General features: G+C 57.9%; 25 protein-coding genes and 1 tRNA gene. 18 read left to right on the forward strand and 8 right to left on the reverse strand.

Going from position 1 to position 25,441, the window contains the following annotated elements; all coding sequences use genetic code 11:
• Positions 1-104: 104 nt before the first annotated feature.
• Positions 105-305 carry a hypothetical protein gene (locus AF70_RS19740; RefSeq protein WP_007935214.1) on the forward strand — a complete coding sequence of 67 codons (201 nt, stop codon included), beginning with the start codon at positions 105-107 and terminating at the stop codon, positions 303-305.
• Here the strand turns inward: AF70_RS19740 and AF70_RS19745 are convergent.
• The gene (locus AF70_RS19745) at positions 302-532 is read right to left on the reverse strand and encodes a hypothetical protein (protein WP_019582110.1); all 231 of its coding nucleotides are present in this window, start codon (positions 530-532) and stop codon (positions 302-304) included. The two genes, AF70_RS19740 and AF70_RS19745, sit on opposite strands and share 4 nt — an antisense overlap.
• A 227-nt stretch (positions 533-759) precedes the next feature.
• On the opposite strand from AF70_RS19745, the gene AF70_RS19750 reads away from it, so the two are divergent.
• Both AF70_RS19750 and AF70_RS19755 read left to right on the forward strand, forming a co-directional pair.
• Positions 760-835, forward strand: a tRNA-Asn gene (locus AF70_RS19750).
• Positions 836-1,108: 273 nt separating this feature from the next.
• Positions 1,109-1,567 (forward strand): hypothetical protein, encoded by a 459-nt coding sequence (locus AF70_RS19755; RefSeq protein WP_028939640.1) that lies wholly within the window; start codon positions 1,109-1,111, stop codon positions 1,565-1,567.
• Positions 1,568-1,851: 284 nt separating this feature from the next.
• On the opposite strand, the gene AF70_RS19760 is transcribed toward AF70_RS19755, so the two are convergent.
• Positions 1,852-3,369, reverse strand: coding sequence for a nucleobase:cation symporter-2 family protein (locus tag AF70_RS19760; protein WP_028939641.1), 1,518 nt, complete (start codon positions 3,367-3,369; stop codon positions 1,852-1,854).
• A 254-nt stretch (positions 3,370-3,623) separates the two neighbouring features.
• On the opposite strand from AF70_RS19760, the gene AF70_RS19765 reads away from it, so the two are divergent.
• The gene (locus AF70_RS19765) at positions 3,624-3,905 is read left to right on the forward strand and encodes a BrnT family toxin (RefSeq protein WP_028939642.1); all 282 of its coding nucleotides are present in this window, start codon (positions 3,624-3,626) and stop codon (positions 3,903-3,905) included.
• 3 nt (positions 3,906-3,908) lie between these two features.
• Positions 3,909-4,253, forward strand: a complete 345-nt coding sequence (locus AF70_RS19770) for a BrnA antitoxin family protein (protein ID WP_028939643.1) — start codon at positions 3,909-3,911, stop codon at positions 4,251-4,253.
• 67 nt (positions 4,254-4,320) lie between these two features.
• Here AF70_RS19770 and AF70_RS19775 read toward each other — a convergent pair whose 3' ends face one another.
• From AF70_RS19775 to AF70_RS19790, 4 genes are all read right to left on the reverse strand, one after another.
• Positions 4,321-5,160 (reverse strand): arylamine N-acetyltransferase, encoded by an 840-nt coding sequence (locus AF70_RS19775; protein ID WP_028939644.1) that lies wholly within the window; start codon positions 5,158-5,160, stop codon positions 4,321-4,323.
• A 113-nt stretch (positions 5,161-5,273) separates the two neighbouring features.
• Complete coding sequence (xth, locus tag AF70_RS19780; protein WP_019582105.1) at positions 5,274-6,068, reverse strand: exodeoxyribonuclease III; 795 nt, start codon at positions 6,066-6,068, stop codon at positions 5,274-5,276.
• An 84-nt stretch (positions 6,069-6,152) separates the two neighbouring features.
• Positions 6,153-8,738, reverse strand: a complete 2,586-nt coding sequence (locus tag AF70_RS19785; protein ID WP_028939645.1) for an EAL domain-containing protein — start codon at positions 8,736-8,738, stop codon at positions 6,153-6,155.
• A gap of 189 nt (positions 8,739-8,927) precedes the next feature.
• The gene (locus AF70_RS19790; protein ID WP_028939646.1) at positions 8,928-10,499 is read right to left on the reverse strand and encodes a diguanylate cyclase; all 1,572 of its coding nucleotides are present in this window, start codon (positions 10,497-10,499) and stop codon (positions 8,928-8,930) included.
• Positions 10,500-10,692: 193 nt separating this feature from the next.
• Between AF70_RS19790 and AF70_RS19795 the strand changes: the two genes are divergently transcribed.
• The gene (locus tag AF70_RS19795) at positions 10,693-11,175 is read left to right on the forward strand and encodes a hypothetical protein (RefSeq protein ID WP_018928117.1); all 483 of its coding nucleotides are present in this window, start codon (positions 10,693-10,695) and stop codon (positions 11,173-11,175) included.
• A 3-nt stretch (positions 11,176-11,178) separates the two neighbouring features.
• Here the strand turns inward: AF70_RS19795 and AF70_RS19800 are convergent, their stop codons facing one another.
• On the reverse strand, positions 11,179-12,930 hold the full coding sequence (locus AF70_RS19800) for a murein L,D-transpeptidase (protein ID WP_028939647.1): 1,752 nt from the start codon (positions 12,928-12,930) through the stop codon (positions 11,179-11,181).
• An 81-nt stretch (positions 12,931-13,011) separates the two neighbouring features.
• Here AF70_RS19800 and AF70_RS19805 point away from each other — a divergent pair, with 81 nt between their 5' ends.
• From AF70_RS19805 to AF70_RS19845, 9 genes are all read left to right on the forward strand, one after another.
• Complete coding sequence (locus AF70_RS19805) at positions 13,012-13,719, forward strand: murein L,D-transpeptidase catalytic domain family protein (RefSeq protein ID WP_018928119.1); 708 nt, start codon at positions 13,012-13,014, stop codon at positions 13,717-13,719.
• Between the two features lie 146 nt (positions 13,720-13,865).
• The gene (locus AF70_RS19810; protein ID WP_028939648.1) at positions 13,866-15,734 is read left to right on the forward strand and encodes a copper resistance system multicopper oxidase; all 1,869 of its coding nucleotides are present in this window, start codon (positions 13,866-13,868) and stop codon (positions 15,732-15,734) included.
• 10 nt (positions 15,735-15,744) lie between these two features.
• A complete protein-coding gene (locus AF70_RS19815) occupies positions 15,745-16,632 on the forward strand; it encodes a copper resistance protein B (RefSeq protein ID WP_028939649.1) in 888 nt (295 codons plus the stop codon).
• Positions 16,633-16,687: 55 nt separating this feature from the next.
• Positions 16,688-17,071, forward strand: coding sequence for a copper homeostasis periplasmic binding protein CopC (gene copC, locus AF70_RS19820; protein ID WP_028939650.1), 384 nt, complete (start codon positions 16,688-16,690; stop codon positions 17,069-17,071).
• A gap of 3 nt (positions 17,072-17,074) precedes the next feature.
• Positions 17,075-17,998: a copper homeostasis membrane protein CopD gene (gene copD, locus AF70_RS19825; RefSeq protein WP_028939651.1), complete on the forward strand. Its 924-nt coding sequence runs from the start codon at positions 17,075-17,077 to the stop codon at positions 17,996-17,998.
• Between the two features lie 154 nt (positions 17,999-18,152).
• Positions 18,153-18,494: a hypothetical protein gene (locus AF70_RS19830; protein ID WP_019582098.1), complete on the forward strand. Its 342-nt coding sequence runs from the start codon at positions 18,153-18,155 to the stop codon at positions 18,492-18,494.
• Positions 18,495-18,721: 227 nt separating this feature from the next.
• Positions 18,722-19,126 carry a hypothetical protein gene (locus tag AF70_RS19835; RefSeq protein ID WP_028939652.1) on the forward strand — a complete coding sequence of 135 codons (405 nt, stop codon included), beginning with the start codon at positions 18,722-18,724 and terminating at the stop codon, positions 19,124-19,126.
• A 94-nt stretch (positions 19,127-19,220) separates the two neighbouring features.
• Entirely contained in the window at positions 19,221-19,424 is a 204-nt protein-coding gene (locus AF70_RS19840) for a DUF2933 domain-containing protein (protein WP_028939653.1), read from the forward strand.
• A 141-nt stretch (positions 19,425-19,565) separates the two neighbouring features.
• Entirely contained in the window at positions 19,566-20,357 is a 792-nt protein-coding gene (locus AF70_RS19845) for a transporter substrate-binding domain-containing protein (RefSeq protein ID WP_028939654.1), read from the forward strand.
• Positions 20,358-20,496: 139 nt separating this feature from the next.
• Here the strand turns inward: AF70_RS19845 and AF70_RS19850 are convergent, their stop codons facing one another.
• Positions 20,497-20,694, reverse strand: coding sequence for a hypothetical protein (locus tag AF70_RS19850; protein ID WP_019582096.1), 198 nt, complete (start codon positions 20,692-20,694; stop codon positions 20,497-20,499).
• Positions 20,695-21,187: 493 nt separating this feature from the next.
• Between AF70_RS19850 and AF70_RS19855 the strand changes: the two genes are divergently transcribed.
• From AF70_RS19855 to AF70_RS19865, 3 genes are all read left to right on the forward strand, one after another.
• The gene (locus AF70_RS19855; RefSeq protein ID WP_019582095.1) at positions 21,188-21,646 is read left to right on the forward strand and encodes a hemerythrin domain-containing protein; all 459 of its coding nucleotides are present in this window, start codon (positions 21,188-21,190) and stop codon (positions 21,644-21,646) included.
• 396 nt (positions 21,647-22,042) lie between these two features.
• Positions 22,043-24,523, forward strand: a complete 2,481-nt coding sequence (locus AF70_RS19860) for a hypothetical protein (protein ID WP_028939655.1) — start codon at positions 22,043-22,045, stop codon at positions 24,521-24,523.
• A gap of 393 nt (positions 24,524-24,916) precedes the next feature.
• Complete coding sequence (locus AF70_RS19865) at positions 24,917-25,132, forward strand: hypothetical protein (protein ID WP_028939656.1); 216 nt, start codon at positions 24,917-24,919, stop codon at positions 25,130-25,132.
• Positions 25,133-25,441 lie beyond the last annotated feature (309 nt).

A 25,441-nucleotide genomic window follows, 5' to 3' on the forward strand; every position in this document is an offset into this window, starting at 1 on the left:
CTTCCCGTTTTTTATTGGCCTCAGATAAATCTCAAAGCAGCCGCTGCGCCCTTTAAACTCCCACAGGCTTTATGTACACCCGAGAATTCTTGCGAGAACCCCACATGAAAAACGATGACCTACGCGCCGACCGCGACGAGCTGGACCACTTCGTGCCCCGCTCCTCTGCCAAACGCGGTAATAACCTGGTGCTGCAAGTGGCCGCGGGCGTGTTCCTTGGCGGCCTGGCCTTGTGGCTGGTGCAACTGGCCGCCACGATGCTGTATGCCAAGCTGATGCTCGGCACCATCACTTTTGGCGGTTAGGCCAATTCGCTCGCACGCTGGCTGGCCGCGTCGTCATAGGCGACATAAAGCGACTCGGCCACCTGGCTTTTGATCGCCTTGGTGCTTTCCAGGCCCAGGACAAAACCTTCGGCCTTGCCGCCTGCGCGGTTCAGCTCGTCAGCGGTGCTGGCCTGAGTGATTGCGTCGAGCAGTTTCTCGGCGTGCGGGCCGACACCTTTGGGCAGGCTGATCTGAGCGATGCTCATGGGAACACCCCACTGTTTCGGGGTGTGAAGGCTGGGTGATTCATGGCGCGTACCTTTTCGGCTGAGGGCCGGCAGCGCGTGTCACCACTTCCGGGCAGCCATGGTAGACCTCTCCCGCGCTTCTGGTAACCGCCGATGGCCGATAAACCTCCCTCTGATCCGATGAAAACATCAAATTGCCAACAGAGGCTTGACTTCTCTTTTTGAATCAGTAACATACACGCCATTCCGCGATAGCTCAGTTGGTAGAGCAAGTGACTGTTAATCACTGGGTCCCTGGTTCGAGTCCAGGTCGTGGAGCCAGACAGCAAAACCGAAAAGCCCCTGAATCGAAAGGTTCAGGGGCTTTTTTTGTGCTTGACGAAAAGACACGATCCTATGAATTCCCTCCCCCGACAGAGTAGGAAGCTTCCTGATTTTCTGTAGCCGTGTTTCAGGCTTTCGCCTGAGCCCCCGTAAACCCTGGACTAGAGCATCAATAGCCACTTTCATAGTGGCCGGATGCTGACTGTAAAGCAGCGAACTTGTGCGTTATGAATAGCGCCTCTCGCCTGCCAACATCCCCGGATCGTTCACGTGTCAGAGTTACTCAAACTCAAGGAGAACGTCCTTATCCCTCACCCTGGCGGCTCACTGAGCTTTGGCACCCTTCCCGAGATGCCCAGGTTCAATTTACGGGGTGGCGAAATATTCCTGCGGGTCGGAATTCACAAAGGCATCAACAAAGGATTTGGCGTTCGACATGTCTGGGAAGCCCACAAGACCGACCTGGCAATATTTGGCTTCCACACCATTGATGATGTGGCAGCCCACATCGCCAAAATGATCGTACCCGGCGCCCCCATCTACTGTGAGTTCAAGGAAATGAGAGGTGATCACAGAGTCGCCGTGCTTAAAAATCCTACCGGCTCGCTCATTCTGGAGCCTCGAAATGAGCGTCGCGGCTTCGGATACTACGTCGTAACCTGGTATCCCAAGAGACGTGCAGAAGGCACCCTGGTCGGCACAATCGCCAAACCAGATCCCAAGCAATAAAAAAGGCGTCCTGATGGACGCCTTTTGAATTTTCGAGGAGTAGTCGCAGCGATTCTTTAGCTCCTGGCCACAAATGACCTTGGGTTCAGAATCCGACCGGCATGCCAGTCGTCACTACTTCAGAGGGAGCCAGCTTCTCTGCTGCCAACAAGATGGGGGGCCAATGCTGGAGGCCAAGCCCAAGGATGCGCAATTGCAGACCTCAAATTCGATTCTCAACCATGCGTGGAGCGAGTGTCAACCTGACCGACAACTGAATCGGTCGACCCACCCCCGATCGCCAGTCAGACATGCTCACGGTTTTTCGCATGCACCACCTGCAACTCGGCATGCCCATGGTCCATCTCCACCACCGGAATCTCATTCCCGTCGCAGTCGCGCAGTTTACCTTCGCTGAAGTAGTCCCCTTCCCGCAGCGCCGCCAGGTCTTGATAACGCAGGACTCGTTCAGTACCGGCGGCAAACACCGATTGCTGGTCCGAGTTGCCGGCCGTGAGGTGGTTGAAGGTCAGGTTCAGCACGATAGCCATGATCGCCGAGGAGCTGATGCCCGAGTGGAAGATCGTCGAGAACCAGCTTGGAAAGTGGTCGTAGAAGTTCGAGGCGGCGATGGGGATCATGCCGAAACCGATGGAAGTGGCGACGATGATCAGGTTGACGTTGTTGCGGTAGTCGACCTTGGACAGTGTCCGGATGCCGCTGGCGGCGACGGTACCGAACAACACGATGCCGGCGCCGCCGAGCACCGAGGTCGGCACGGCGGCGATGACCCGGCCCATGAACGGCAGCAATCCGAGCACCACCAGAAACACACCACCCGTGGCCACCACGAAGCGGCTCTTGATCCCGGTCACCGCCACCAGCCCAACGTTCTGGGCGAAGGCGCTCTGAGTGAAGGAGCCGAAGATTGGCGCAATCATGCTCGACAACATGTCGGCGCGCAGACCATTACCGAGGCGTTTGGAGTCGACCTTGGTGCCGATGATTTCACCAACGGCAAGGATGTCGGCCGAGGTTTCCACCAAGGTCACCATGACCACGATGCACATCGACAGGATCGCGGCGAAGTGGAAGGTCGGCATGCCGAAATGGAACGGCGCCGGAAAGCCGAACATTGGCCCTTGGGTAACGGACGAGAAATCCGCCATGCCGAGGAACACAGCGATGACCGTGCCGATGACCATCGCCAGGAGGATCGACAAACGGGAAATGGTCGCGCTGCCGATCTTGCTCAAAAGCAGCACCAGCACCAGCGTCACCGCCGCCAGACCGATGTTCGCCATGCTGCCGAAATCCGGCGCATGGCTGTTGCCACCCATGGCCCAGCGCGCGGCCACCGGCATCAGCGTCAAGCCGATAGTGGTGATCACAATGCCGGTCACCAGCGGTGGAAAGAACTTGGTAATCCTTGAGAACACCGGCGTGATCAGCAAACCGATCAACGACGCGGCAATCACCGCCCCGAGAATCGACTGAAAGCCACCCTCCCCGCCACTGCTGACAATCGCGACCATGGTCGCAACGCCGGAGAACGACACGCCCTGCACCAGCGGCAACTGACAACCGAAAAACGGCAAACCCAGGGTTTGCAGCAATGTCGCCAGCCCCCCTGCAAACAATGAAGCAGCAATCAACAAACCGATGTCCGCCGGCGAGAGCCCGGCCGCCTGGCCGATGATCAAAGGCACCGCGACGATACCGCCGTACATGGTCAGAACGTGTTGCAGGCCATAAGCCATATTCGCGCCGATCCCAAGGTTTTCGTCCTCGGGCCGTTGGTGTGAAACATGGGGCGTTTTCATGGTTGGGGGGTTCCCTGGTTTTTGTTATGCGCACACTGTATTCAATACTCAAGACAAATGTCTATAGAGTTGTATACAACTAGCCAGTCAGATTATGGACACTTGTCCACGCCACCCTTTGGCCATAGCGCCTCCAGCCCCAAACGTCTTGAAATACATCCCTGCCCCCCTATCCCTCCTCACCGCTAATCTTTTGCTTTCCAAGCGACCGCCGGCACGGACGCCTCCTCGCTTATACATATAAAGTATGCATAATGAAGTCATTCGAGATTCAGTATCACAGGGCAAAGAACGCGGCCAACAAACTAAAACATCAAGGCATCAGCCTCGCAGAGACAGAACCGGTGTTTTATGACGAACGCGCCCTGACTTTTCAGGACGACCATCATGATGAGCTGCGGTGGATCATCATGGGGCTGGATGCCAAAGATCGCTTGCTGGTCGTTGCGTACACCTATCGCGACCCGAATTTCGTGCGAATCATTTCCGCACGCGTCGCCACCAAAGGCGAGCGTCGCCACTATTTGGAGGCTTGAACGATGAAAGACGAATACGACTTCAGCAACGCCAAGCGTGGAGCAATTGCCACAAGCAAAGGCAAGACCCGAATCACCATCATGCTCGACGATGTCGTCATAGAGGCCGCGCGTGCTCTGGCAGAAAACGAGGGGTATGGCTACCAGACAGTGATCAACAATACTTTGCGCCAGGTGTTGCTCAGTGATAAAGGCAAAGCGGCGAAGCCCGATGAGAACACCGCGGGGGCAAACGTCGGGCATTTCAAAAAAGGCATAACCGCCTCGGAGCTGAAAAGCCTGGAGAAAAAATTGTCAGAGGCCCTCAGCGAAATCCATCACGTGATGGAGCTAGAAGTTCGTTCCTAGACACAAACCGCTTGAGTCGGCCAAATAAAAAAGGGCGGATTGATCAGATCCGCCCTTCGCGTGGTGCTCAGTTTGCCTGCGGCACCGGCTCGATCAACCGCTCCAGCACCGGCTTCAACGCCTCCTTCGCTGGCACCCGAATGTCGAACTCACGTTCCAGCAACCCAATCAACTCATCCACATCCGTCACCTGCCGCCGCTCGCTCTCGCTGCCCATGCGGTGAATGGCAAAACTGCCATTGTTCAGAGTGCGTCGCCATCCCTCCCCCGTCCGCGCCACCATCAATTGTTTGACGAAGGACGATTCGGGATGAGTCGAGACGTACCAGTTGCCGAGGGTGTAATCGATGTCTTCCTGACGTTGCAGGTCGAAGATGTACATCGCCCGCCATTCACCGCCGACGTTGGCACGCAGGGTGTAACCGTCTGCATGCTGTTCGATGCGATAGGGTTCGTGGGGAGTGAGCTGTTCGTCCTCGGTGTCGAGGATCAGCGGTGCGGTGGGCACCATGCCACCGAAGCCGACGTCGGTGATGTAACGCACGCCGTCGAGGGTCACCAGGCTCAAGCGGTGAGTGCGTGCAGTCCATGCGCCTTCGGGCTGGTTCATGACCACGCGACCGGTGATGCCGCGCGCATCGAAACCCAGCGTCTGCAGCAAGGCCAGGAACAGGTTGTTGAGTTCGTAGCAGTAACCGCCACGGCCGTCGTGCAGGACTTTCTGCTCGATGGACGGCAGGTCGATGAGTACCGGTTGCCCTAACAGCGTGGTGAGGTTTTCGAACGGGAAGGCGCCGGTGTGGCGCAACTGCAATTGACGCAGGGTTTGCAGGGTCGGCGCCGGGGGCGCGTCGAAACCCAGGCGTTGCAGGTACAGCGCAAGATTTGTCAGTCGTGGTTCGCTCATCGCTCAATCCTTATGCATGGAACCCGCGGATCGCTCCGCCGATGGCCGCCATGTATAAGGGAAAAAGCGTCCGGGCCGATAATTGATTTCGCCAATCGCCGCACACGCCAAAACTATCGCCGCTTGCGTGAACCCAATCGAATCCACGTCGGCGCGTGATCGCTGGCATGAGACTCGTTGCGAACCCAGGCGTCGACACCGGCCTCTTGCAGGTAAGGACGCGCTGCCTGATTGAGCAGTAGATGATCGATGCGCAGTCCGGAGTTTTTTTGCCAGTGCTGCCGGAAGTAGTCCCAGAAGGTGTAGATCCGCTCCTGCGGATACAGATGACGCAGGGAATCAATCCAACCCTGATCCAGCAGACGTTGATAACACGCCCGACTCTCGGGTTGCAGCAGCGCGTCCTTGAGCCAGGAGCGTGGGTTGTAGATGTCCATGTCGGTGGGCACCACGTTGTAGTCGCCGGCCAGCACCACCGGATGGTCGCTGCCTTGCAGGTCCTTGGCGTAAGAGATCAGCCGCTCGAACCACGCCAGTTTGTAATCGAACTTTGGCCCTGGCTGCGGATTGCCGTTGGGCAAGTACAGACACCCCACCAGAACCCCGTGCACGGCCGCTTCGATGTAGCGGCTATGGGTGTCACTGTCATCGCCCGGCAGACCACGCCGACGCTCCAGCGGTTGCGCATCGCGCGCCAGAATCGCCACCCCGTTCCACGCCGCCTGGCCCTGCCAGATAGCGCCATAACCGGCCGCCTCCAGCTCAGCGGCAGGGAATGCCCCGTCCACCGATTTGAGTTCCTGCAGGCAGGCGATGTCTGGCTGCTCCCGCGCAAGCCACGCCAGTAGATTCGGCAGGCGTGCGCGCATGCCGTTGACGTTGAAGGTGGCGATTTTCAGGTTGTTCATGATCCGACGCTCGCAACGGATGGGCGGTATCCAGTTGTGACCGGAGTACGCCACGGCAGTTGCCGTGGCGCACGAAACAGGCGACTAAAGGTGCGCGCCCTGCTGCGCAAAGTCTTCCTGCGAGGCCTTGAGCAAAGGCAGCAGTGCAGACCTGTCCACCGGACGACTGAGGTAAAACCCCTGCACTTCATGGCACTGATCCGAGATCAGGAAGTCCAGTTGCTCCAGCGTCTCGACACCTTCTGCAGTGACGGTCAGGCCCATCGCCTTGCCCAGGTTGATGATCGCCTGCACCACGGCGCGATCATTGCTGCCGCTGCTCATGGACGAAATAAAGCGTTTGTCGATCTTGATCCCGTCGAACGGATACGTGCGCAAGTAACCCAGCGAGGAATAACCGGTGCCGAAGTCGTCCATGTTCAGGCGCACGCCCAACTCCTTGAGTGCATTCATGGTCGCCAGGGCGCCATCGACATCGATGAGCATCACGTTTTCAGTGATCTCCAGCTCCAGCCGACTGGCGGGCAAGCGGGTCTGGATCAACGCTTCGCGCACGTCCTCGATCACATCGCTACGGGCGAATTGAACCGGCGACAGGTTGACCGACACCATCATCGCACCGGGCCAGGTCAGAGCCGTCTCGCACGCCTCGCGCAGCACCCAGCGGCCCAATGGCACGATCAGATCGGTTTGCTCGGCCAGCGGGATAAACGCGTCGGGGCTCAACAAGCCTTGCACTGGATGCTGCCAGCGCAGCAGCGCTTCGACCGAGACGATGCGCTTGCCATCGACGTGATAACGCGGCTGGTAATGCATCACGAATTCGTTGTTCTTGATCGCCCGACGCAGGTCGTTTTCCAGTTGCCGGCGATGCTGGATCTGATCGTTCATGTGCGCGGCAAAATAGCACCAGGTTTTCTTGCCATCAGATTTGGCCTGATACAACGCGATATCGGCACACCGAATCAGCTCCTGTGGAATATGCCCCTGGCGCCGACTCAAGGCGATACCGATGCTCGCGCCGATGTGCAGCGAGTGATGGTCGTAGTGAATCGGCTGATGCAGGCTGTCGAGCAAGCGCTCGCAAAACCTGTCGATTTCCGCGTGGCTGTCCATGCCATGGAGCACCAGCACGAACTCGTCGCCACCCAGTCGGGCGACCAGGTCAATTTCTCGTGTGCACTCGCGCAAACGAGTGGCGACTTCCAGCAATACCGCATCGCCGGCCGGGTGGCCGAGGGAATCGTTGATCGGCTTGAAGTTATCCAGGTCGATCATCAACAACGTCAGCGCCGTCGACTGCTCTTTCAGTGCCAGCGCCTCATCGAGAAAACGCGCCAGTTTGTTGCGGTTCGGCAGGCCAGTCAGGGCGTCGTGCAACGACAGATGCTGGATCTGCGCATGGGCGGCGACTTCATCGGTGATGTCGCTGGCCGTTCCGCGATAGCCCAGCACCGCGCCCTTGCGCTGGATCGGCCGTGCCGACACCCGACAGACCCGCTGTTGCCCCGATTGATCGCGGTAGGAACAGCGCAAATGGCTGACGGCTTGCTCTTCATCGAGTTTGTTCAGCCACAGCGACAACGGCGTCGTATCGCAATGGAGCAATTGCCCGATGTTCTGTCCCAGCCACTGCTGATCGGAGAACCCGGTGACGGTGCTGAAGCGTCCCGACAGATAAGTGATGCAATGCTGGTCGTCGATTTCCCAGATCCAGTCGGACGCGGCCTCGGCTACCGCACGAAAACGCTCTTCACTGGCCTCCAGTGCCTGGTTCGACAAATCGAGGCTGGTGTAACTGGCATCCACATGCCCCGACGTGCGCAGGACATAGCGAAAGAAATAAGCGGTCAACAACGCCAGAACCAGCAGCGCCCCGCCCAGTGGCGGCAACAGTGACCAGAGCAATTGATGACCCGGCCGCTCGAGCCGGGAGACCAGACTGTAACCGGTGCCAGTGAGTGCAATAGCGGGCTGACCGGGAGCGATGGCGTTGTCGGGCATCAGGCTCAAGTCGTGCAAACCGTAATCGACGCTCAAGGTGCTGAGCTTTTCAGGGTTCAGTTGGTCGACGTATATAAGCACCGAAGTGCTTTTGGGATCGACCGCCGTGCGTTCGTCATTGGGCACAATCGCGGCGGCCGACAGCAGCGCGGGTTTGCCCTCGAACAAGGTGTAGTGGCTGACGGGTTTGATGAGGTTCTCCTGACCCTGAGCCTCGTCAATGAGCGTCGCCATCGAGGTCGACAGATAGGCCGCCGCCTCGTCCTGAACCTGAAGCCCACGCACCACGGCGTATTTTGTTCGCTGAACATCGACCACGAAAACACCCTCGTAGTGGTCCATGGTGAACAGGGTTTTACCCATGTTCTGCTCGACGTAGGCCCACTGCACATCGACCTCGCCGTTCAGGTGATCGTAGGCCGACGTCCAGTCGGCATAACTGGCGATGTAGTTTTTAGTGGCGGTAATGCGGTTTTCCAGCGCGCGCTGGGTATAAAACGTGGTCTTGGCCAAGTCCTCGGCATCGAGCCGCCCGGCAATACTGAACAGGGCGATCAGCGCGATCAGCACCCCAACCACAAACAACAGACCGACCACCAACATCAGGTTGCGAGTAATCGGGGTATGGCGCGCAGGTGCAGCGGTGGTAACGGCAGACAAATCCATGCACTTGATCCTGTCATTCGATTGCCCGATCGGGATGAGACCGGTGGGCCCAGTCGGTCAGGTGTGACAGCCAGGCTCTCTGCACTGACCATAGCAGGCATGCCCGATCATCGCTCCTGGATAACGCAAGTCATTGCCGCACTTGAAGAACCGGTCACAAGGACCATTGCCCATCGATGGCCGCAAGCGTCATCGATCCGAGCGCATCAGCGCCTCGACGCCCCCTTCCATCGACAACACCGCCGAGCGATTTCGCCCTGAGTGCTTGGCCTGGTACAGCGCCGCATCCGCGCGCTTGATCAACATTTCGGTGCTGTCGTGCGCCGTCGGCACAAACGAATAACAGCCAAGACTGACCGTCAGATAGCCCGTGGGTGAACCGCTGTGGGTGATGTTTTTGTCCATGACGCTACGGCGGATTTGCTCGGCGATCGTCAGTGCTCCATGAATGTCGGTGTCCGGCAGCAACACCGCGAACTCTTCGCCGCCGTAGCGCACCGCCAGATCGGCTTTGCGGTGGCAGCAACTCTTCAGGGCCCGCGCCACTTCGGCCAGGCAATGGTCCCCGGCCACATGGCCGTAAGTGTCGTTGTAGCGCTTGAAGTAATCGATATCGAGCATAATCAGGCCCAGCGAGCTCAACCGCCGGGCACCGCGCCCGAACTCTTTCTCCAGCGCCCGTTCGAACAAGCGGCGGTTGGCCAACCCGGTCAGGCTGTCGTGGGTGGCGATCAGCTCCAGGGTTTTCTGCGCCTCGCGCAAATCCGCCTCGATGCGCTCGCCCGCACGAACCTGATGAATGAACACCCAACCGAACAACCCCACGCCGAGGACAACCAGAGCGACGATCACACCGGATTGAATCGCCGTGTCGTACCAGTCCTTGAGGACTGCGTCTTTGGAGGATGCCGCCGCGACCACCACCGGATAGGCGTCGAGCTGACGGTAGCCATACAGCCGAGGGATGCCATCGACCACCGAGTCGATCATGGCGTTGCCGGACGTGGCGTTGGGCAAGAGTTTCTGAAAAATCTCACCCTTAGCCAATGACCTGCCGATCTGCGATTCCACAAACGGCCGCCGCGCCAGCAGTGTTCCATCGGTCAATGCCAAAAACATCGCGCCGTTGTCGTCGAGGCTGAAGCTTTTGAAGAACTGATCGAAGTACGACATCTTGATCCCGGCCAGCAACACGCCCTGGAAATGACCGCTCTGATCGTTTATCCGTTTGGAAACCGGAATGATCCACTCGCCATTTTCCCGACTACGAATTGCCGGGCCGATGTGCGCCAGGGTTGAGATGTTTTGCTGGTGAAACCTGAAATACTCGCGATCCGCGACACCCGGCCCACGAGGCAGACTCTCGAACGACGTCACAGTCCATTGCCCCTGCCTGTCGAACAGAAATATCCCGTGCAACTGATTCAGCGCCTGCACCCGCCGCGCGAAGGTTTTCTGCAAGCGTGACGTCTGGGCAGCATCGAAACCTTCAGCCTGAATCCAGTCCACCAGACTGGTCAGCACCAGATCGGCCTTCATGAACGTGTCTTCGGCCTGCTGCGCCATGGCTCGGGTCAGGTTCGACGACGACACCTCGGCCAACGCGAGGTCGTGCCGACGCGACTGCTCCAGTTGCAGGTAAAGCAGCCCACAGAGACAAAGGCATACCGCCGCAATGAACAGCACCGCGGCCTTGAGCAAAGGCAGTCGCTTCAAGGCACCGCCGGACGCGTCCTGCGGATCGTGAATGGGGATAGGCAAAAGTGAGTCCTGGAAGGGTAAGACATGGGCAACGGCCCAAAGCCCCTATTTTTTTTGAGCGTAGTCTACGGGGTTGTGCGGGATAAACAGAGGATTGAGGGATAAATGGTTGTGTTTTAATTCCATGACGCAAGGCAAAACCACATGACCTTGAAGGAGCTACGATTAACTGACATCACGACAGGAAATCGAAATGAGTAAGGTAGACGAGCTCGCCGCGAAGCTTAAACAATCCCGGCAAACCAGTGCCGACGCGACCATCGCCGATCAAGCCATCGACAGCTGGCCCGCCCAGGTCTACGAGCTGTATCACCAGATCGAAGCCTGGCTGCAACCACTGATCGAGGTGGGCCTGAAGCTGCGACGCAATTCCACCCATGTGTTCGAGAGTGCGCCGGACGGTGCGACTTACGATTACGCCATCGACCAACTGCTGATCGAAGGCAACCACCACGGCATCACCTTCGATCCCGTCGCGCGCTTCACTGTCGACGGCGCCGGGCGGATCGAAATCCACTCGACAGGCAAGGAACTCGCCTTGTTACGAACCGTGAACGAACACGGCGAGACGCAGTGGTGGCTCCAGGCGAGCGAACAATCCGGACAACAACCGGATGCGATCGCGCTGACGGAACACAATTTGCTGCTGGCCGTGCAAGAAGGCTTGGGGCTTTAAAGCCTACAACTTGCTCTGCTCCGCTGCCACCGAAGGAGGCGCCGCTCGCCTCCCGTCCAGCGCCGGCCGCTCCGAAGGCTGATTCAACGCCCGCAATACCGGGGAGTCATAGCCATACACATCGGGCTTGAATGTCACGCGCCCATCAAGACTCAGGTCCACCGTCCAGTAGGCCAACAGCACCGGCACTTTCACCGGGAGCCTGATGTTCTCTGTCTTGCCGTTGGCTAACTGTTTTTGAATCCCTTCGCTGTTCCAGTGAACCGGATCGTTGAACAACAGCTCCACCAATTGCAGCGGGTTTTCTACCCGAATACAGCCGGAGCTGGTCGCGCGATTGGATTTCGCGAACAAATCTCGATGCGGCGTGTCGTGCAGATAAATCGAATACTCATTGGGAAAACGAATCACTACCTGCCCCAGCGAGTTATCCGACCCCGCATCCTGCCGTAAGGTAAGGCCGCGCGGGTTGTCCCAATCGACAGTGGACGGATCAAGCACATTGCCATCTCGATCGATCACGCGAATCCGGCTTGCCTCAAGGTAACCAGGGTTGTCGCGAATCTTCGGAAGCATGTCCTTGAGCAGAATCGTCGGTGGTACGGTCCAGGTGGGGTTGAACGTGACGTAGGTGATCGCGGATTGAAAAATCGGCGTGCTGCGAAACGGTTTACCGACCTGCACCCGTGAGCGCCAGACCGGTTTGCCATCGCGATAGAACGCGACTTTATACCCGGCGATATCGACCACGACGAAGGTGCCCTGAAGTTTGTACAGCAGCCATCGCGCCCGCTCCATGTTCACCCGCACCTGATCGATTCGCGCCTCGACCGGTACATTCAGCTCCGTGAGTGTCGCCGGCCCCGCTACACCGTCCGCCCCAAGGTATTGCTCAGTCTGAAACTTCTTCACCGCCGCGGTGACGGCGTCGTCGTAGTCGGTGCGAGCAGTTCCTTGCGCGGCGAGATAACCGCCCGCCGCCAAACGCGTACGCAGTAGAGCAACCGAGGCGTCGTCCATGCCGGGCCTGAGCGTCTGCCCTTCCGGGATCTTTGGCCAGCCACCCCGATCACGAACCTTGCGCAGTTGCGCCAGGCCATGGCGCAACGTGCCGTAAACCGCTTCTTGGGGCGGCGCCAGGGCAAAGGCGCGCGCAATGTCATGGCTATCGAGGGCGGCAAAAAACTTATTGACGTCCTCCCGAGGATCGACGCCAGCGGGGTCGAAGTTCCAGTGGATGTCCAACCGCGAAGGGTCGACCTTGCCGCGCCGCAACTGCAGCAGCGCCGTGATGAACGTCCGGGTGGCGGAGATATCAAAGGCTGCCCGTTGCCCGGGGGTTGGGGAGGTTGTCTGCATCAGTGTGTGGGCCTCGGCCAACTCGGCGATCCGGAAATCCGCGGGGTTCAGGCCATCGGCCTGGGTATCACCCAAGCTTTTCAACAACTGGGCGACATCGTCATCGTCCGTCCAGGCGGCGCGATAGCCACGATGGCTATAAAAATCCAGCACGACTCGGTTCACATCGACCCGTTGATGACGCGGCGAGGTGAGCAGCGGCGGAAACGCCGAACTCAATGGCGCCAACTCCGCCTGAATCGCTTGGCCAACATAATCGCCAGGTGCCGCTTCAGCCACACTGCTAACGGGAGATACCGGCTCAATCGGCGAAGTTTGCGCGATCGCCGTGCCGCTTATCAGAAAGCCCATAAAAAATATGCGGCTTATGACGAATAACCTTGTTAACTGCCCCATGGATAATCCTTAATCTTCCGTTTTCAACCGGCTAGCGTCGTGCGCGCTGCTAGACTCGAAATATTCAGATGAGACTTGCATATGGCCCCACACCGCTTTGGCTGCTTAATGACGGCCCTGCTGCTGACTGCTTTTTTTTCATTACCGGCAGCCTACGCCGATTCGCTTGAAGCTGCCTTGGTCAAAGCGGCTCCCGATGCCAACGCCAAAGTCATTGCCCTGGCCGTCCGCGCCTCCCAATGCAGCCGGGCCCAAGGCACGTCCCCGGTGCAGAGACTCGCAGTGATCGATTATTCCCTGCCCTCGACGGTGCAACGTCTTTGGGTATTCGACCTTAAACAACGCAAATTGTTGTTCCATGAACTGGTCGCCCACGGTCGCAACAGTGGCGAGAACATGGCCAGCCAATTCTCCAATCAGAATGCCAGCTACGCCACCAGCCTGGGCTTGTACCGCACCCAATCCAGCTATGTCGGGCAGAACGGTTATTCCCTGCGCATGGAAGGCCTGGAACCGGGTTTTAACGACAACGCCTTCGAACGGGCGATCGTCATTCACGGCGCGCCTTACGTCAGCCCTGCCCTGGCGCGGGCCAATGGCCGGATTGGCAGAAGTCTCGGCTGCCCTGCGGTGAGGCCTGCGATTGCACATCGGCTGATCGACTCGATGAAGGATGGGCAGTTGTTATTTTCTTACTACCCGGATCAGCGTTGGTTGAAGTCTTCTTCGTATATCAATTGCGGTAACGCCACCGTGGCGGATTCGTCCAGGTCCAATAGCAGTCCTTGAACACCGCGTGAAACTGTCAAAACTGTAATCTTGGCCTCAGCCTGCTGAAAGGCACCGCCCGTTAGCCTCCTCCCCATTGAGTTCTCTTCCTTCCGCTCAGGATGGACCTGAGGGCTTCATCAGGCTGACGGACGGGATAAAACGGCATGCATTCCAACACCTCAAGACGCACCTTTGTGAAGGGCCTGGCCGCTGGCGGGGTGCTCGCTGGCCTCGGGCTGTGGCGCACGCCAGTCTGGGCGGTCACCAGCCCCGGCCAACCGAATGTGCTGGCCGGTACCGACTTCGACCTGTTCATTGGCGAATCCCCGGTCAACATCACCGGCAACCCTCGAACCGCGATGACCATCAACGGCGGCATTCCCGGCCCCCTGCTGCGCTGGCGCGAAGGCGACACCGTCACGCTGCGGGTGAAAAACAAACTCAAGGACAGCACGTCCATTCACTGGCACGGCATTTTGCTGCCGGCCAACATGGATGGCGTGCCGGGCCTGAGTTTTCACGGGATCGAACCGGACGGCATGTACGTCTACCAGTTCAAGGTCCGGCAGAACGGCACTTACTGGTACCACAGCCATTCGGGCTTTCAGGAACAGTCCGGGGTTTATGGGCCGTTGGTGATCGACGCCAAGGAGCCGGAGCCGTTCCAATACGACCGCGATTACGTGGTGATGCTCACCGACTGGACCGACGAAGACGCCGTCGGCCTGATGAAAAAACTCAAGAAACAATCGGACTACTACAACTACAACAAACGCACTGTGGGCGACTTCATCCACGACGTCAGCGAGAAAGGCTGGGGGTCGACGGTGGCCGATCGCAAGATGTGGGCCGAGATGAAGATGAACCCCACCGACCTGGCGGACGTCAGCGGTGCCACTTACACCTACTTGATGAACGGCCAGGCGCCGAACATGAACTGGACTGGCCTATTCCGTCCCGGCGAAAAGCTGCGCCTGCGTTTTATCAACGGCTCGTCCATGACCTACTTCGACGTGCGCATCCCGGGTTTGAAAATGACCGTAGTCGCGGCGGATGGCCAACACGTCAAACCGGTGAGCGTCGACGAGTTCCGCATCGCGGTGGCGGAGACGTTCGATGTAATTGTCGAGCCGACCCAGGACGCCTACACCCTGTTTGCCCAATCGATGGACCGAACGGGTTATGCGCGAGGCACCCTGGCGGTGAAGGCCGGGTTGTCGGCGCCGATTCCAGCGCTGGATCCGCGACCGCTGCTGACCATGGATGACATGGGCATGGGCGGCATGGATCACGGCAGCATGGGCGGTGACATGGCGGGGATGGACCACGGTGCCATGCAAGGCATGAACGGTGGTGACATGCAGGGCATGGACGGCGGCGACATGCAGGGCATGGACGGCGGCAACATGCAGGGCACGAACAGCATGGCCGGCATGGATCACAGCAGCATGGACATGGGTGGCATGGCCGGGATGGCCGGGATGGCCGGGATGGCCGGGATGGCCGGTATGCAATCCCATCCCGACACGGAAAAAGACAACCCGCTGGTGGACATGCAAGCCATGAGCACCACGCCAAAACTCGACGACCCGGGCATGGGCCTGCGCAACAACGGCCGCCGTGTGCTGACCTACTCCGACCTGCGCAGCACCTTCGAAGACCCGGACGGCCGCGAGCCCGGCCGCACCATCGAACTGCACCTGACCGGCCACATGGAGAAGTTCGCCTGGTCGTTCAACGGCGTGAAGTTCTCTGATGCCGAACCCGTGCGACTCAAGTACGGCGAGCGGGTTCGAGTGGTGCTGGTCAACGACACGATGATGACTCACCCCATTCATTTGCACGGTATGTGGAGCGACCTCGAAGACGAGAACGGCCAGTTCATGGTGCGCAAACACACCATTGATGTGCCGCCGGGATCGAAGCGCAGCTATCGGGTTACCGCCGATGCGCTCGGCCGCTGGGCCTACCACTGCCATCTCCTGTACCACATGGAAATGGGCATGTTCCGTGAAGTTCGCGTGGAAGAATAAGGCGCTACCCATGACCAGACTCACTCCGATCACTTTGACCCTCGTTACCATGGGCCTGACGCTCTCTTCGGCCATGGCCGCCACTGACAACATGCAGGGCATGGACCATAGCCAGATGCCGGGCATGGATCACAGCCAGATGCAGAACGAGGATTACGGGCAAATGCAGCCCGCCGCGCCGACCCAAAGCCGCACGCCGATCCCGGCATTGACCGACGCCGACCGTGCTGCCGTTTTCGTCAGCCCCGCCGGCCATGACATGCACGACAGTGCGCTCAACTATTACTTCCTCGCCGACAAACTCGAATGGCAGGACGCCGATAACGGCAGCGCATTGGCGTGGGATCTGTCTGGCTGGATCGGCGGCGACGTTGATCGCCTGTGGTTGCGCTCCGAAGGCGAACGCGTCAATGGCAAAACCGAAGATGCCGAAGTCCAGGCCCTCTGGGGCCACGCGATCAGCCCATGGTGGGACGTGGTGACCGGCGTGCGCCAGGATTTCAAACCCGGCGCCCCGCAAACCTGGGCCGCGCTCGGCGTGCAAGGCATGGCCCTGTACAACTTCGAAACCGAGGCCACCGCCTTCATCGGCGAAGGCGGCCAGACCGCTGCACGACTGGAAGGTGACTACGACATCCTGCTCACCAATCGGCTGATTTTGCAGCCGACCGCCGAGCTCAACGTCTACGGCAAAAACGACCCGCAACGGGGCATTGGCTCCGGACTGTCGAACACCGAAGCCGGCCTGCGGCTGCGCTATGAAATCCGCCGGGAGTTCGCGCCCTACATCGGTGTGACCTGGAACCGCACCTACGGCAAAACCGCCGATTACGCCAGGGACGAAGGCGAGGACCGCAGCGAAGCCCGACTGGTCGTCGGCGTTCGGCTGTGGTTCTAAACACTTCAACTCAAAAACCTAAAAAACAACCGCTTAAAGCGGTAAGAGGCCTTGCATGCGCACCATCAAAACCACCGCTGTCGCCATCGCACTTTCCACCGGGCTGCTCATGAGCGCACTGGCTCAAGCCCACCCGAAACTGCTCTCCTCCACCCCAACCGAAGGCGCGGACGGCGCAGCACCGAGCAACATCGAGCTGCACTTTTCCGAAAACCTCATGACCCAATTCTCCGGCGCCAAACTGGTCATGACCGAAATGCCCGGCATGGCCCATTCCCCCATGCCGATGAAAGCCAAAGTCTCCGGCGGCAGCGACCCGAAAACCATGGTCGTCACCCCGCTCTCGCCCCTGCCCACCGGCAGCTACAAAGTCGAATGGCGCGCCGTGTCTTCGGACACTCACCCGATCACCGGCAACGTTACGTTCAAAGTGAAGTGATTGATGAGCGACTCGGTCGGCATTGCCCTGCGGTTTGCGTTGTATGTGGATTTGATGCTGTTGTTCGGGGTGGCACTTTTTGGGCTGTACAGCCTTAAAGGGCAGGAACGGATGTCCGGGGCGGTGCTGCCATTCCGGTCGATGCTGGCGGGGATGGCAGTGCTGGGCGCGGTGTTGTCCGTCGCCAGCATGGTGATGATGGCGAGCGCCATGAGCGGTGAAACGGACTTCGCCGAGCTGCGTCCGCACATCGAGATGATGCTGTTTGAGACGGATGTCGGCTTGGCTTGGGGGGTTCGCATTGTTGCGCTGGTCATCGCTGGCTTAGCGGTGATGCTCCGTGCGCCTGGTTTCAGTTTATGGGTCGCGGCTTTTGCCGGTGCTGTTGCCCTCGCCAGCCTGGCCTGGAGCGGGCATGGGGCGATGGATGAAGGCGATCGTCGCTTTTGGCATTTCGCGGTGGACATTCTGCACCTGCTGGCGGCGGGGGCTTGGCTTGGCGCGTTGCTGGCGTTTGCGTTGATGGCGAAGATCAACGCCCTGCAAACCGAAGCGCGCCTCAGGTTGCTGGCCCGCGCGGTTAATCGGTTTGAGGCGATTGGCGCGGCCATCGTCGTGGTCATCACCGCGACGGGAGTCGTGAATTATCTGTTCATCGTTGGGCCGAAGCTGGACGAGGTGTTTCTCAGCACTTACGGGATTCTGCTGTTCATCAAAGTGGTGCTGTTTGCCGGCATGCTGGTGCTCGCCGCGTTGAACCGGTTTCACCTCGGGCCGTTTCTGGAGCGCTCGTTGCGGGACGGGCAATACACGGTCGCCGCCAATGCGTTGCGGCGCAGCGTGGTGGTGGAATTGGCAGCGGCGGTGTTGATCGTGGGATTGGTGGCTTGGCTCGGAACGCTGAGCCCGGAAATGGGTGCCCAGTAGGGAAATGAAAGCATCCGATGACCGGCCAGACCAGTCAGTGGACAGGGTGAGGGTCCTTTACTAGCGTCTAACCACACTAGATTTCAAGCCAGAGGGTTCAACACCCAAGCGCCAAGGTGAAAAAAGCGGCGCAATTATCGAAAGGAGTTCGAAAATGGCTGAAGTAATGAAAGTGGTGGATGTCGACTTAAAAATACTTAAATCCAACCCACCGCAGCTACACATATCGGCAATTGGCCTGGTGAATTCTGGTGGATGGACAAACCCGAGACTGGAGCCGCGGGTTTACATTCAGTTCCCACCAGACGGCATTCAGGACTTCGATTTTGTTGCTGATCCGCCCCAAGGAGCCGCTATTCAGGTCATCCTTCCCATCGACGCATCAAAACTTTGGAAAGACCCGCCACTCGATAAACTCAAGGGAGTAAGAGTGCACTCTGCCAGCAACTCGATTGAAGCTCACCTTAAGAGTTCGAAGTCCGTGGCTTGTGGATAAACAACTCATGTAGAGGGATACGTGTCGGGCCTTGCCTGACACGTATCAGCCATTGAAATGTCACCCTGGCAGCACAACAAACCTCTGTGGGCGTCGTTTGATATGGATCAACAACGCCCTGCGACCGTGGCGTAAGTTCAAGATCACTCCCTCTAACGGGAACACAACATACCTTGGTCCGCAGCCATCCGACGCTGCCGATCCGCGTTATCACTGTGGAGATCGCCATGCACATCGACATCAAGTCCCTCCTGGCCGCACTGGTCATCAGCAGCCCATTGCTGACGCTTGCTGCCGAATACCCCGAAACAGCGCCCGCCGCCCCCACCGATAACGCAACCCAAGCCACGCCCATGCAAGACAAGGCCATGAGCGAACAGATGAAAAAAATGCAGGCGGCCCACGACAAAATGATCGCCGCCAAAACCCCGGCCGAACGCCGGGCAGCCATGCAGGAAGCCATGACTACGATGAGAACAAGCCTCGGCATGCTGCACGACAATTGCAGAGGTATGGGGATGGGCATGGGCATGTCCGGTGGCAAGGGCAGCTCGGATACAGCGATGATGGACATGATGATGAAAATGATGGATCAGCAATCCAGGATGATGAAGATGCCGATGGGCCAATAAGCATTGCGCCATAGCACCCGTCGTTAACGATTGGCATTGGCCGGCATGGCCGGACGACACCCCGGAAGATTTTCGTCAGAACGGAGCGCGTCACATGAACCACTCAAACCCCTCGACACCTCCAGTCACCTCATTCTGGCGCAGCAAACCCGGCATCGCGCTAGGCATGCTGCTGGTGATCGGACTGTTCTACCTGGCCCGCGAGCATTACGGTCATATCTACCCGCTTCTGCCCTATCTGATTCTATTGCTGTGCCCGCTGATGCACCTATTCGGGCATCACCACGGCAGACACTGACCCATGCATCGCCCTCTCGATCATCGAGCATATTGAACCAGGGCCGGGGAGCATCGCATTCAGCGTGGATGACAGCCAAGAAGCGGTTTCACTACACTGATCCAGCCTTGCCCCCCACTCCATCACAAAAGCCCGATAACAATGAAAACCATAAAAAGCACAATGATGCTCTGTGGCCTGCTGGCTCTATCCTGCGGCGCTCAGGCAGAGCAAAACTCTTCCCATCTGGACACCGTCCTGCAACAAGGCCAACTGCGCGTTTGCACCACAGGCGACTACAAACCCTATACCTTCAAAGGTGAAGACGGCGAATACTCGGGCATCGACATCGCCATGGCCCGCTCACTGGCCGACAGCCTGGGAGCGAAGGTCGAGTGGGTCCAGACCACCTGGAAAACCCTGATGCCCGACATGCTCGCGGGCAAATGCGACATCGGCGTCGGCGGCATCTCCGTCACCCTGGAACGCCAGAAAAAAGCCTTCTTCAGCACCACCCTGGATGTCGACGGCAAAATCCCGCTGGTGCGCTGCGAAGATCAAGCGAAATACCAGACCCTCGAACAAATCAACCAGCCTTCGGTTCGCCTGGTCGAACCGGCCGGCGGCACCAACGAAGCCTTCGTCCACGCCTTCCTGCCCAAGGCGCAATTGCAGCTGCACGACAACGTGACCATCTTCCAGCAACTGCTGGACAAGAAGGCTGACGTGATGATTACCGACGCCTCGGAAGCGCTGTATCAGCAGAAACTCAAACCAGGTTTGTGCGCGGTCAACCCGACGCAATACATGCAGTACGGTGAGAAGGCATATCTGCTGCCACGGGATGACATCAGCTGGAAGATGTATGTCGATCAGTGGCTGCATCTGGCCAAGGTGACGGGGAACTACCAGAAAATCCTCGGTCAGTGGATCGCGGTGCCAGAGGCTAAATAGCCTGTTAGTTGCCGCGACACATTCCCTGTAGCAGCTGGCGCAGCCTGCGTTCGGCTGCGCAGCAGTCGCAAAATCAGGGCACACGGTTCATCAGGCAAATCACGCAACGGCGAAAACACCCCAGCCGTTGCGTCATTCCTTAGTCGTGCAGCAAGCCCGAGCTGTACTCATTAAAGCTGTTGCCGATGGCGCTCCCACCAAAGTTCACCTTGTTGGGGTTATGGCCATCGAATTGTTGGCAGCCTTCTGAAAAGCAGGAACTGGTGCTCACACCCGAACAGGCGCTCAAGAGCAAAGCACCGGTGATCAGCATGGCTTTGAAGAGGTTCGAGATCATCTTGTTGTTTCCTGTGGGCTGGAGGTGTGGCAGCACGGTCTTAGGTGGTCATCCTATGCCGCGAGCCTACCCAACTTGATGAAACATTACTGAGCGACAGCGTGGGTTCAGCATCCTTGTTTTCTCTGAAGCGACCCACCTGCTCAATGGCGGCTTTGTGCGGGAGACCTTCGGGTCTGCCGGGTTCCTGGTTTCCCGGTCTTGCAGACCCGCGCACAGCTGCCACCGCATCGATTGGGCGCTGCTTTCTCCTTCCGTTTTCGCGGGCGGGCATCCGGCAGATCAAATAGTGCATATAAACATACACTCGATATTTCAATTTTTTCCAAAGACGAAAAATTTCCTGGGGTGGGAGCTTTGTGCTCGCCTATACTAAAAAGATTAAATAGTGTCAGCGAGTGCATTTAACAAGATATTGAAACCTAGGCGTCTTTTGGAGTTACTGGTTAAAAACATTTTCTGTGATGATCTGGTGTCGCGACGAGGATTTGACATGAACGTTTTGTTGAAAGAACTTCTGACCTATCATCACGAAGTGTCTATGAAAATTACTCAGATCAAAGAATTGCTGAGGAAAATCAGACATGAACCCGATGGAACTGATGACTGCAAGCTGTTGTTCACGATGCTGGAAGCCTTGCATGGTGATGCAGAGCGACACCACCATGAAAATGAAGAACTTATTCGGCTGGCCTTGCTAGCGACTGAGGCGCCGATCCACCAACGGGTCAAGGATATCGAGCGAGATCATCAGGCATTTGGGCGCATTGCTGGACAGTTGAAGATGTTGGAGGACACCACTAAGGAAACGAGAGTAATTGCTGACACTATCGATGACTTTATCAAAAAATATTACGATCATATGGACGCCGAGGAAAATATTTTCTTTCCGGCGGCAGATAAGTGGCTGTCAGACGACCAGTGGCAGGAAGTCAAGAATCAATGGCATTAGTTGGAGTTCGCCGTACACCTTAAAAAATTAGCTTACTTAGCACTGACTTCACTTAAGTATTACGCGGACACCACGTATTAACTTACAGGGGTGTCCGTATATCGACGGCTCTTCGTTGCAAGTCACTCAACCCCTCCCGTTCCTGTTCTCACTCGCTCTCAACTACCGCAGCAAGACTCACCTGAGCCCCGTAAGCCCAATCCTGATAAACTCCCCACCTCCCAGCCTCACCCATTCCAGAAACGCCAATGCCACCAATCACCGCCACACTCGCCCTGCTCTCCCGCCGCTTCTGCGTCGCCCCATTTTGCGTCGATCAGACTGGTCGTTGGTAACTCAGCATCTCTCTTTTACGCAAACACGCTTATTTGAAATCGCCCATTTATTCTCGAGGTAATGGTGACTCACTCTTCGGATCAACGTACTGACGAAAAAAGCCTGCCTCGATTGTTGCTCGATCTACTTTGGCAAATCGCCGTACTGTTGATCCCGATTTTTCTCGTGGCGGTATTACCGCTGCTGTGGGCGCTCGGTGTGGTACTGGGTTGTGCTGCCTTGATGTGGCTGACGGCACGGGCCGGTTGGCAACGAACCGGTCGAGGGGCTGCCCGGCTCATGACCTCTGCCGCACTAGGCCTGGGTTTTAATCTGGGCAGGGCTTTGCCGGCGTACTGGGATATTGCGGGGGCAGCGGCTGTGATGTTCTTCGGGCTGGCTTGCGTCAGTCACTTGGAAAGACGTTTTGGCCTGGTCGATAAAACACAGGCCAAGTCGTCACCGGTATCGCCTGGTCAGTCTTCAGGCGGCGCCAGTGCCTGGGGTGGGGACGAACCGCAGCAAACTCCCGAGGGCGAGCCCATCAGGGTGTTCAACTACAGCGAAATCGCCATGGGCGGACCCGTCCTGTGCGATTACCTATTTCCCGATGGGGTGCTGCTCCAGGGCCTTGGGTCGTCGGCTCGCTTCTCGAATGACGGACGTTATTTCGCCGCGCCTTTACCCTCGCGCCAAGCCTGGGGATTGGTGATTCTGGATCGACAGTTGCGTCAGCTTTACCAGTGTTCGTGTGATGAATTTTGGGAACTGGATGCCTTTAACGACGGCATCCTGAGTGGGCGTTACAGTCCTCTGGTCGACAACGGCGCACGGGAGATCAGCCTGGAGCAACTGCTGACGACGGCTGAAAAGGTCAGCCTGGTGCCCGTTATTGACCTTTGGGTTGAGCCTGGTGACTGGCAAAAAAACCTTGCGCTCGACGCGTTCCGGCATACGTCTCCCGATGGTCAGCAAAGATTGGACGCCTGTCTGGCGCTGCCGGCCAGCCTGCGCGAATTGCCACAGCCTTGCGCCCCGCTGATGAGCCCGGAATACAGCGTGAGCATGAACGGTGAGCCCACTTCGTTGCTGATCAGGGCCGATACCTCAATCATCTGGAATCATGATGGCCGCTCGTTCGCTTGCCATGCACGGATGAATGATGAGCAACCGCAAGCCCTCGAATATTGGCTCTGGCACGTAGACCGCGGCTGGCAAGCATTGCCTTGTCCGTGGCTATCTGCCGACAGCGAACCTTCCGTGGGTTGGAGCGCCCCCCTGGAGCTGGATGACCACTACCTGCGGCTATCGTCCTACTTCGACTACCCGCAGCCTGATCGCGGTCGCTATGGTTATGGCTTGTACAGCATACACAGCGACTGTGAGTCTCAGGTGGGCCATGATCCGAACGGCCGGGTGCAGGTTGCGCAGCGGCACCTGACTCGCGTGCGGTTGGCCGTGCCTCTGGTGGGTGATGGACAGCGAGGCGCGACGATGGTCGAGTCGGCACCATTGACTGGTGATACGCGGGCTCAATTTAGCTGGCGGCAAGACAACAGCCTGGGGCTCGGGGGTTATACCTGCAGGATTGGGGACTGGGAGTTACCGGGCGTTTGGCTGCTCGATCATCGAGTTTCAGACACTGGACGTTACATCGCATTAATACCGTTCGCCCTGCCGCCCGCCACAGCAGGTCACGTGGTGGTGGTCGACGCACAGGAACGACAATTGATGAACAGCCCTCCTCTGTTGGTCGCACGATTGTTGGACTTTCGTGGGCCGAGACTGAGCCTGGCAGTGATTCGAGGTCGCCTGGATCAGGATCGGCAAAGCAGTCCATTGCAGCGCTTTGATCAATCGCCACCCGAGGCGGACGATGCCGCTGCATTTTGCCAGTATCGACAGGACTCGCGGCTTTACTACGAGTGGTGTGAGCTCAATGTCAGCCAACAAGGCCTGAGCGCCCTCCCCGATTGGCGCCTGGTTAAACAGCCACAGTCTGCAATCGCCGATGGAAACTTTGTCCAGCCAGCACCGATGGATAAAGATGCCGCTTGGCTGTTCGGTTGTGAAACCGAATACGCCGACAGTTGGCTACGCGTCCAGAGCCCACGCCTGGGCGGGCATTTGCTGACGGCGTCCGGTTGCGCCATCAGCCATCTCGCGCCCTCGATGATCTGGTCCGAGGATGCACGTTATCTCGCGCTGACTCGACTCCATACCAACGTCGAAGATGACCACGGAGGTCGCTTGGCATGGCAGATCTTGCTGTTGGATGTCCAGGAGCGAACCTTGAGGCATTCACCTCAGTGGCTCCATAATCGACCACAGTTTGAAGGTTTTAATGCCAATGTCTTGAAGGTACGTCTATTTCTGCGCGACTGGGAAGCCGAGGATGAAGGAGACCGAGGCTCAATCAGCGCAATGAAGTTGAGCGACCTGCTGGCACTCCCCGCCGAGTCCCTGTGCCCGCACGCAGGACTCTGGCTGACGAAGGATCAACTTTGCCACTCCGAAGCGTGGCAAGCATTGGATACATCGGCCTTACGCCATTGGCGCTAGTCACGTTTATCACTGGCGCTGGCATGGCGCGCGAAAAGAGACGAAGCCGACTGCGGTGAGAAGCACGACGTCAGAATCGTGGTCGCCGCAAGTGCCCCCTAGCGCCCTTCCACTCCTTCATTCCTGATAAACTCCCTACCCCGCCTCACGCTTCTTTTATTCAGATACCCATGCCCCATTCAGCCGCACCAACCATCGCCCAACCGCTCTCCCGCCGCTTCTCCGTCGCCCCGATGATGGATTGGGTCTAGCAGTCCTCCAACGCCCCAGCCCGACTGGCTAATCCGCTGCGACTTCTTCGCTTTGTAGCAATTTCTAAGCAAGCTGCAATTACTGCCTGACATGGGCACTGCCGGTACTATGCTTGTGTTTTGCATGAAAGGAGTCGACGTCATGTCTGGTGATTATTCACTGTCGGATGTGCTGCAAAGGCTGTACGAAAACCAGGAGGCTCTGCAGGCGGCCATTATGGAATTGACACTGCTGGTTGAGGAGCAAGGGGCACAGGAGGTGGGCGGAAATGTCCGTGGAGCACTGTGGACCATGGGTGAAAACGCCGGCCATATCAAACAAGGGCTTGCCCGCTTGAATAACAGAAATACCGATTGAAAAAGCCCAACAAGAACCTGTCAGACGTAGTGAAAGGGGGGCGTCGTTAGTGGTGCCCCCATCTACAATTAGCGCCATGGGTGAGAGGTCAGCGGATGCTTATAACTGAGTCAAGCTTTGGCTGAAAATAATCCCCCCGTAGACGAGAACGTCCCGTTAGGGTAACTGGATTTTGTCTTATACGGGGACACTAGTGGACATCTTAAAAATTAATGGTCGCCACAGCATGAGTTAAGAATTACGAGTAGTGCCCTATTCGACTGAACGCACTACGCATTGTGCTGGAGGGTTTAAATCAAGAGGCCTGAA

Origin of the sequence: Pseudomonas sp. KD5 (assembly GCF_012932895.1) — a bacterium.
In the GTDB taxonomy this organism is placed as follows: domain Bacteria; phylum Pseudomonadota; class Gammaproteobacteria; order Pseudomonadales; family Pseudomonadaceae; genus Aquipseudomonas.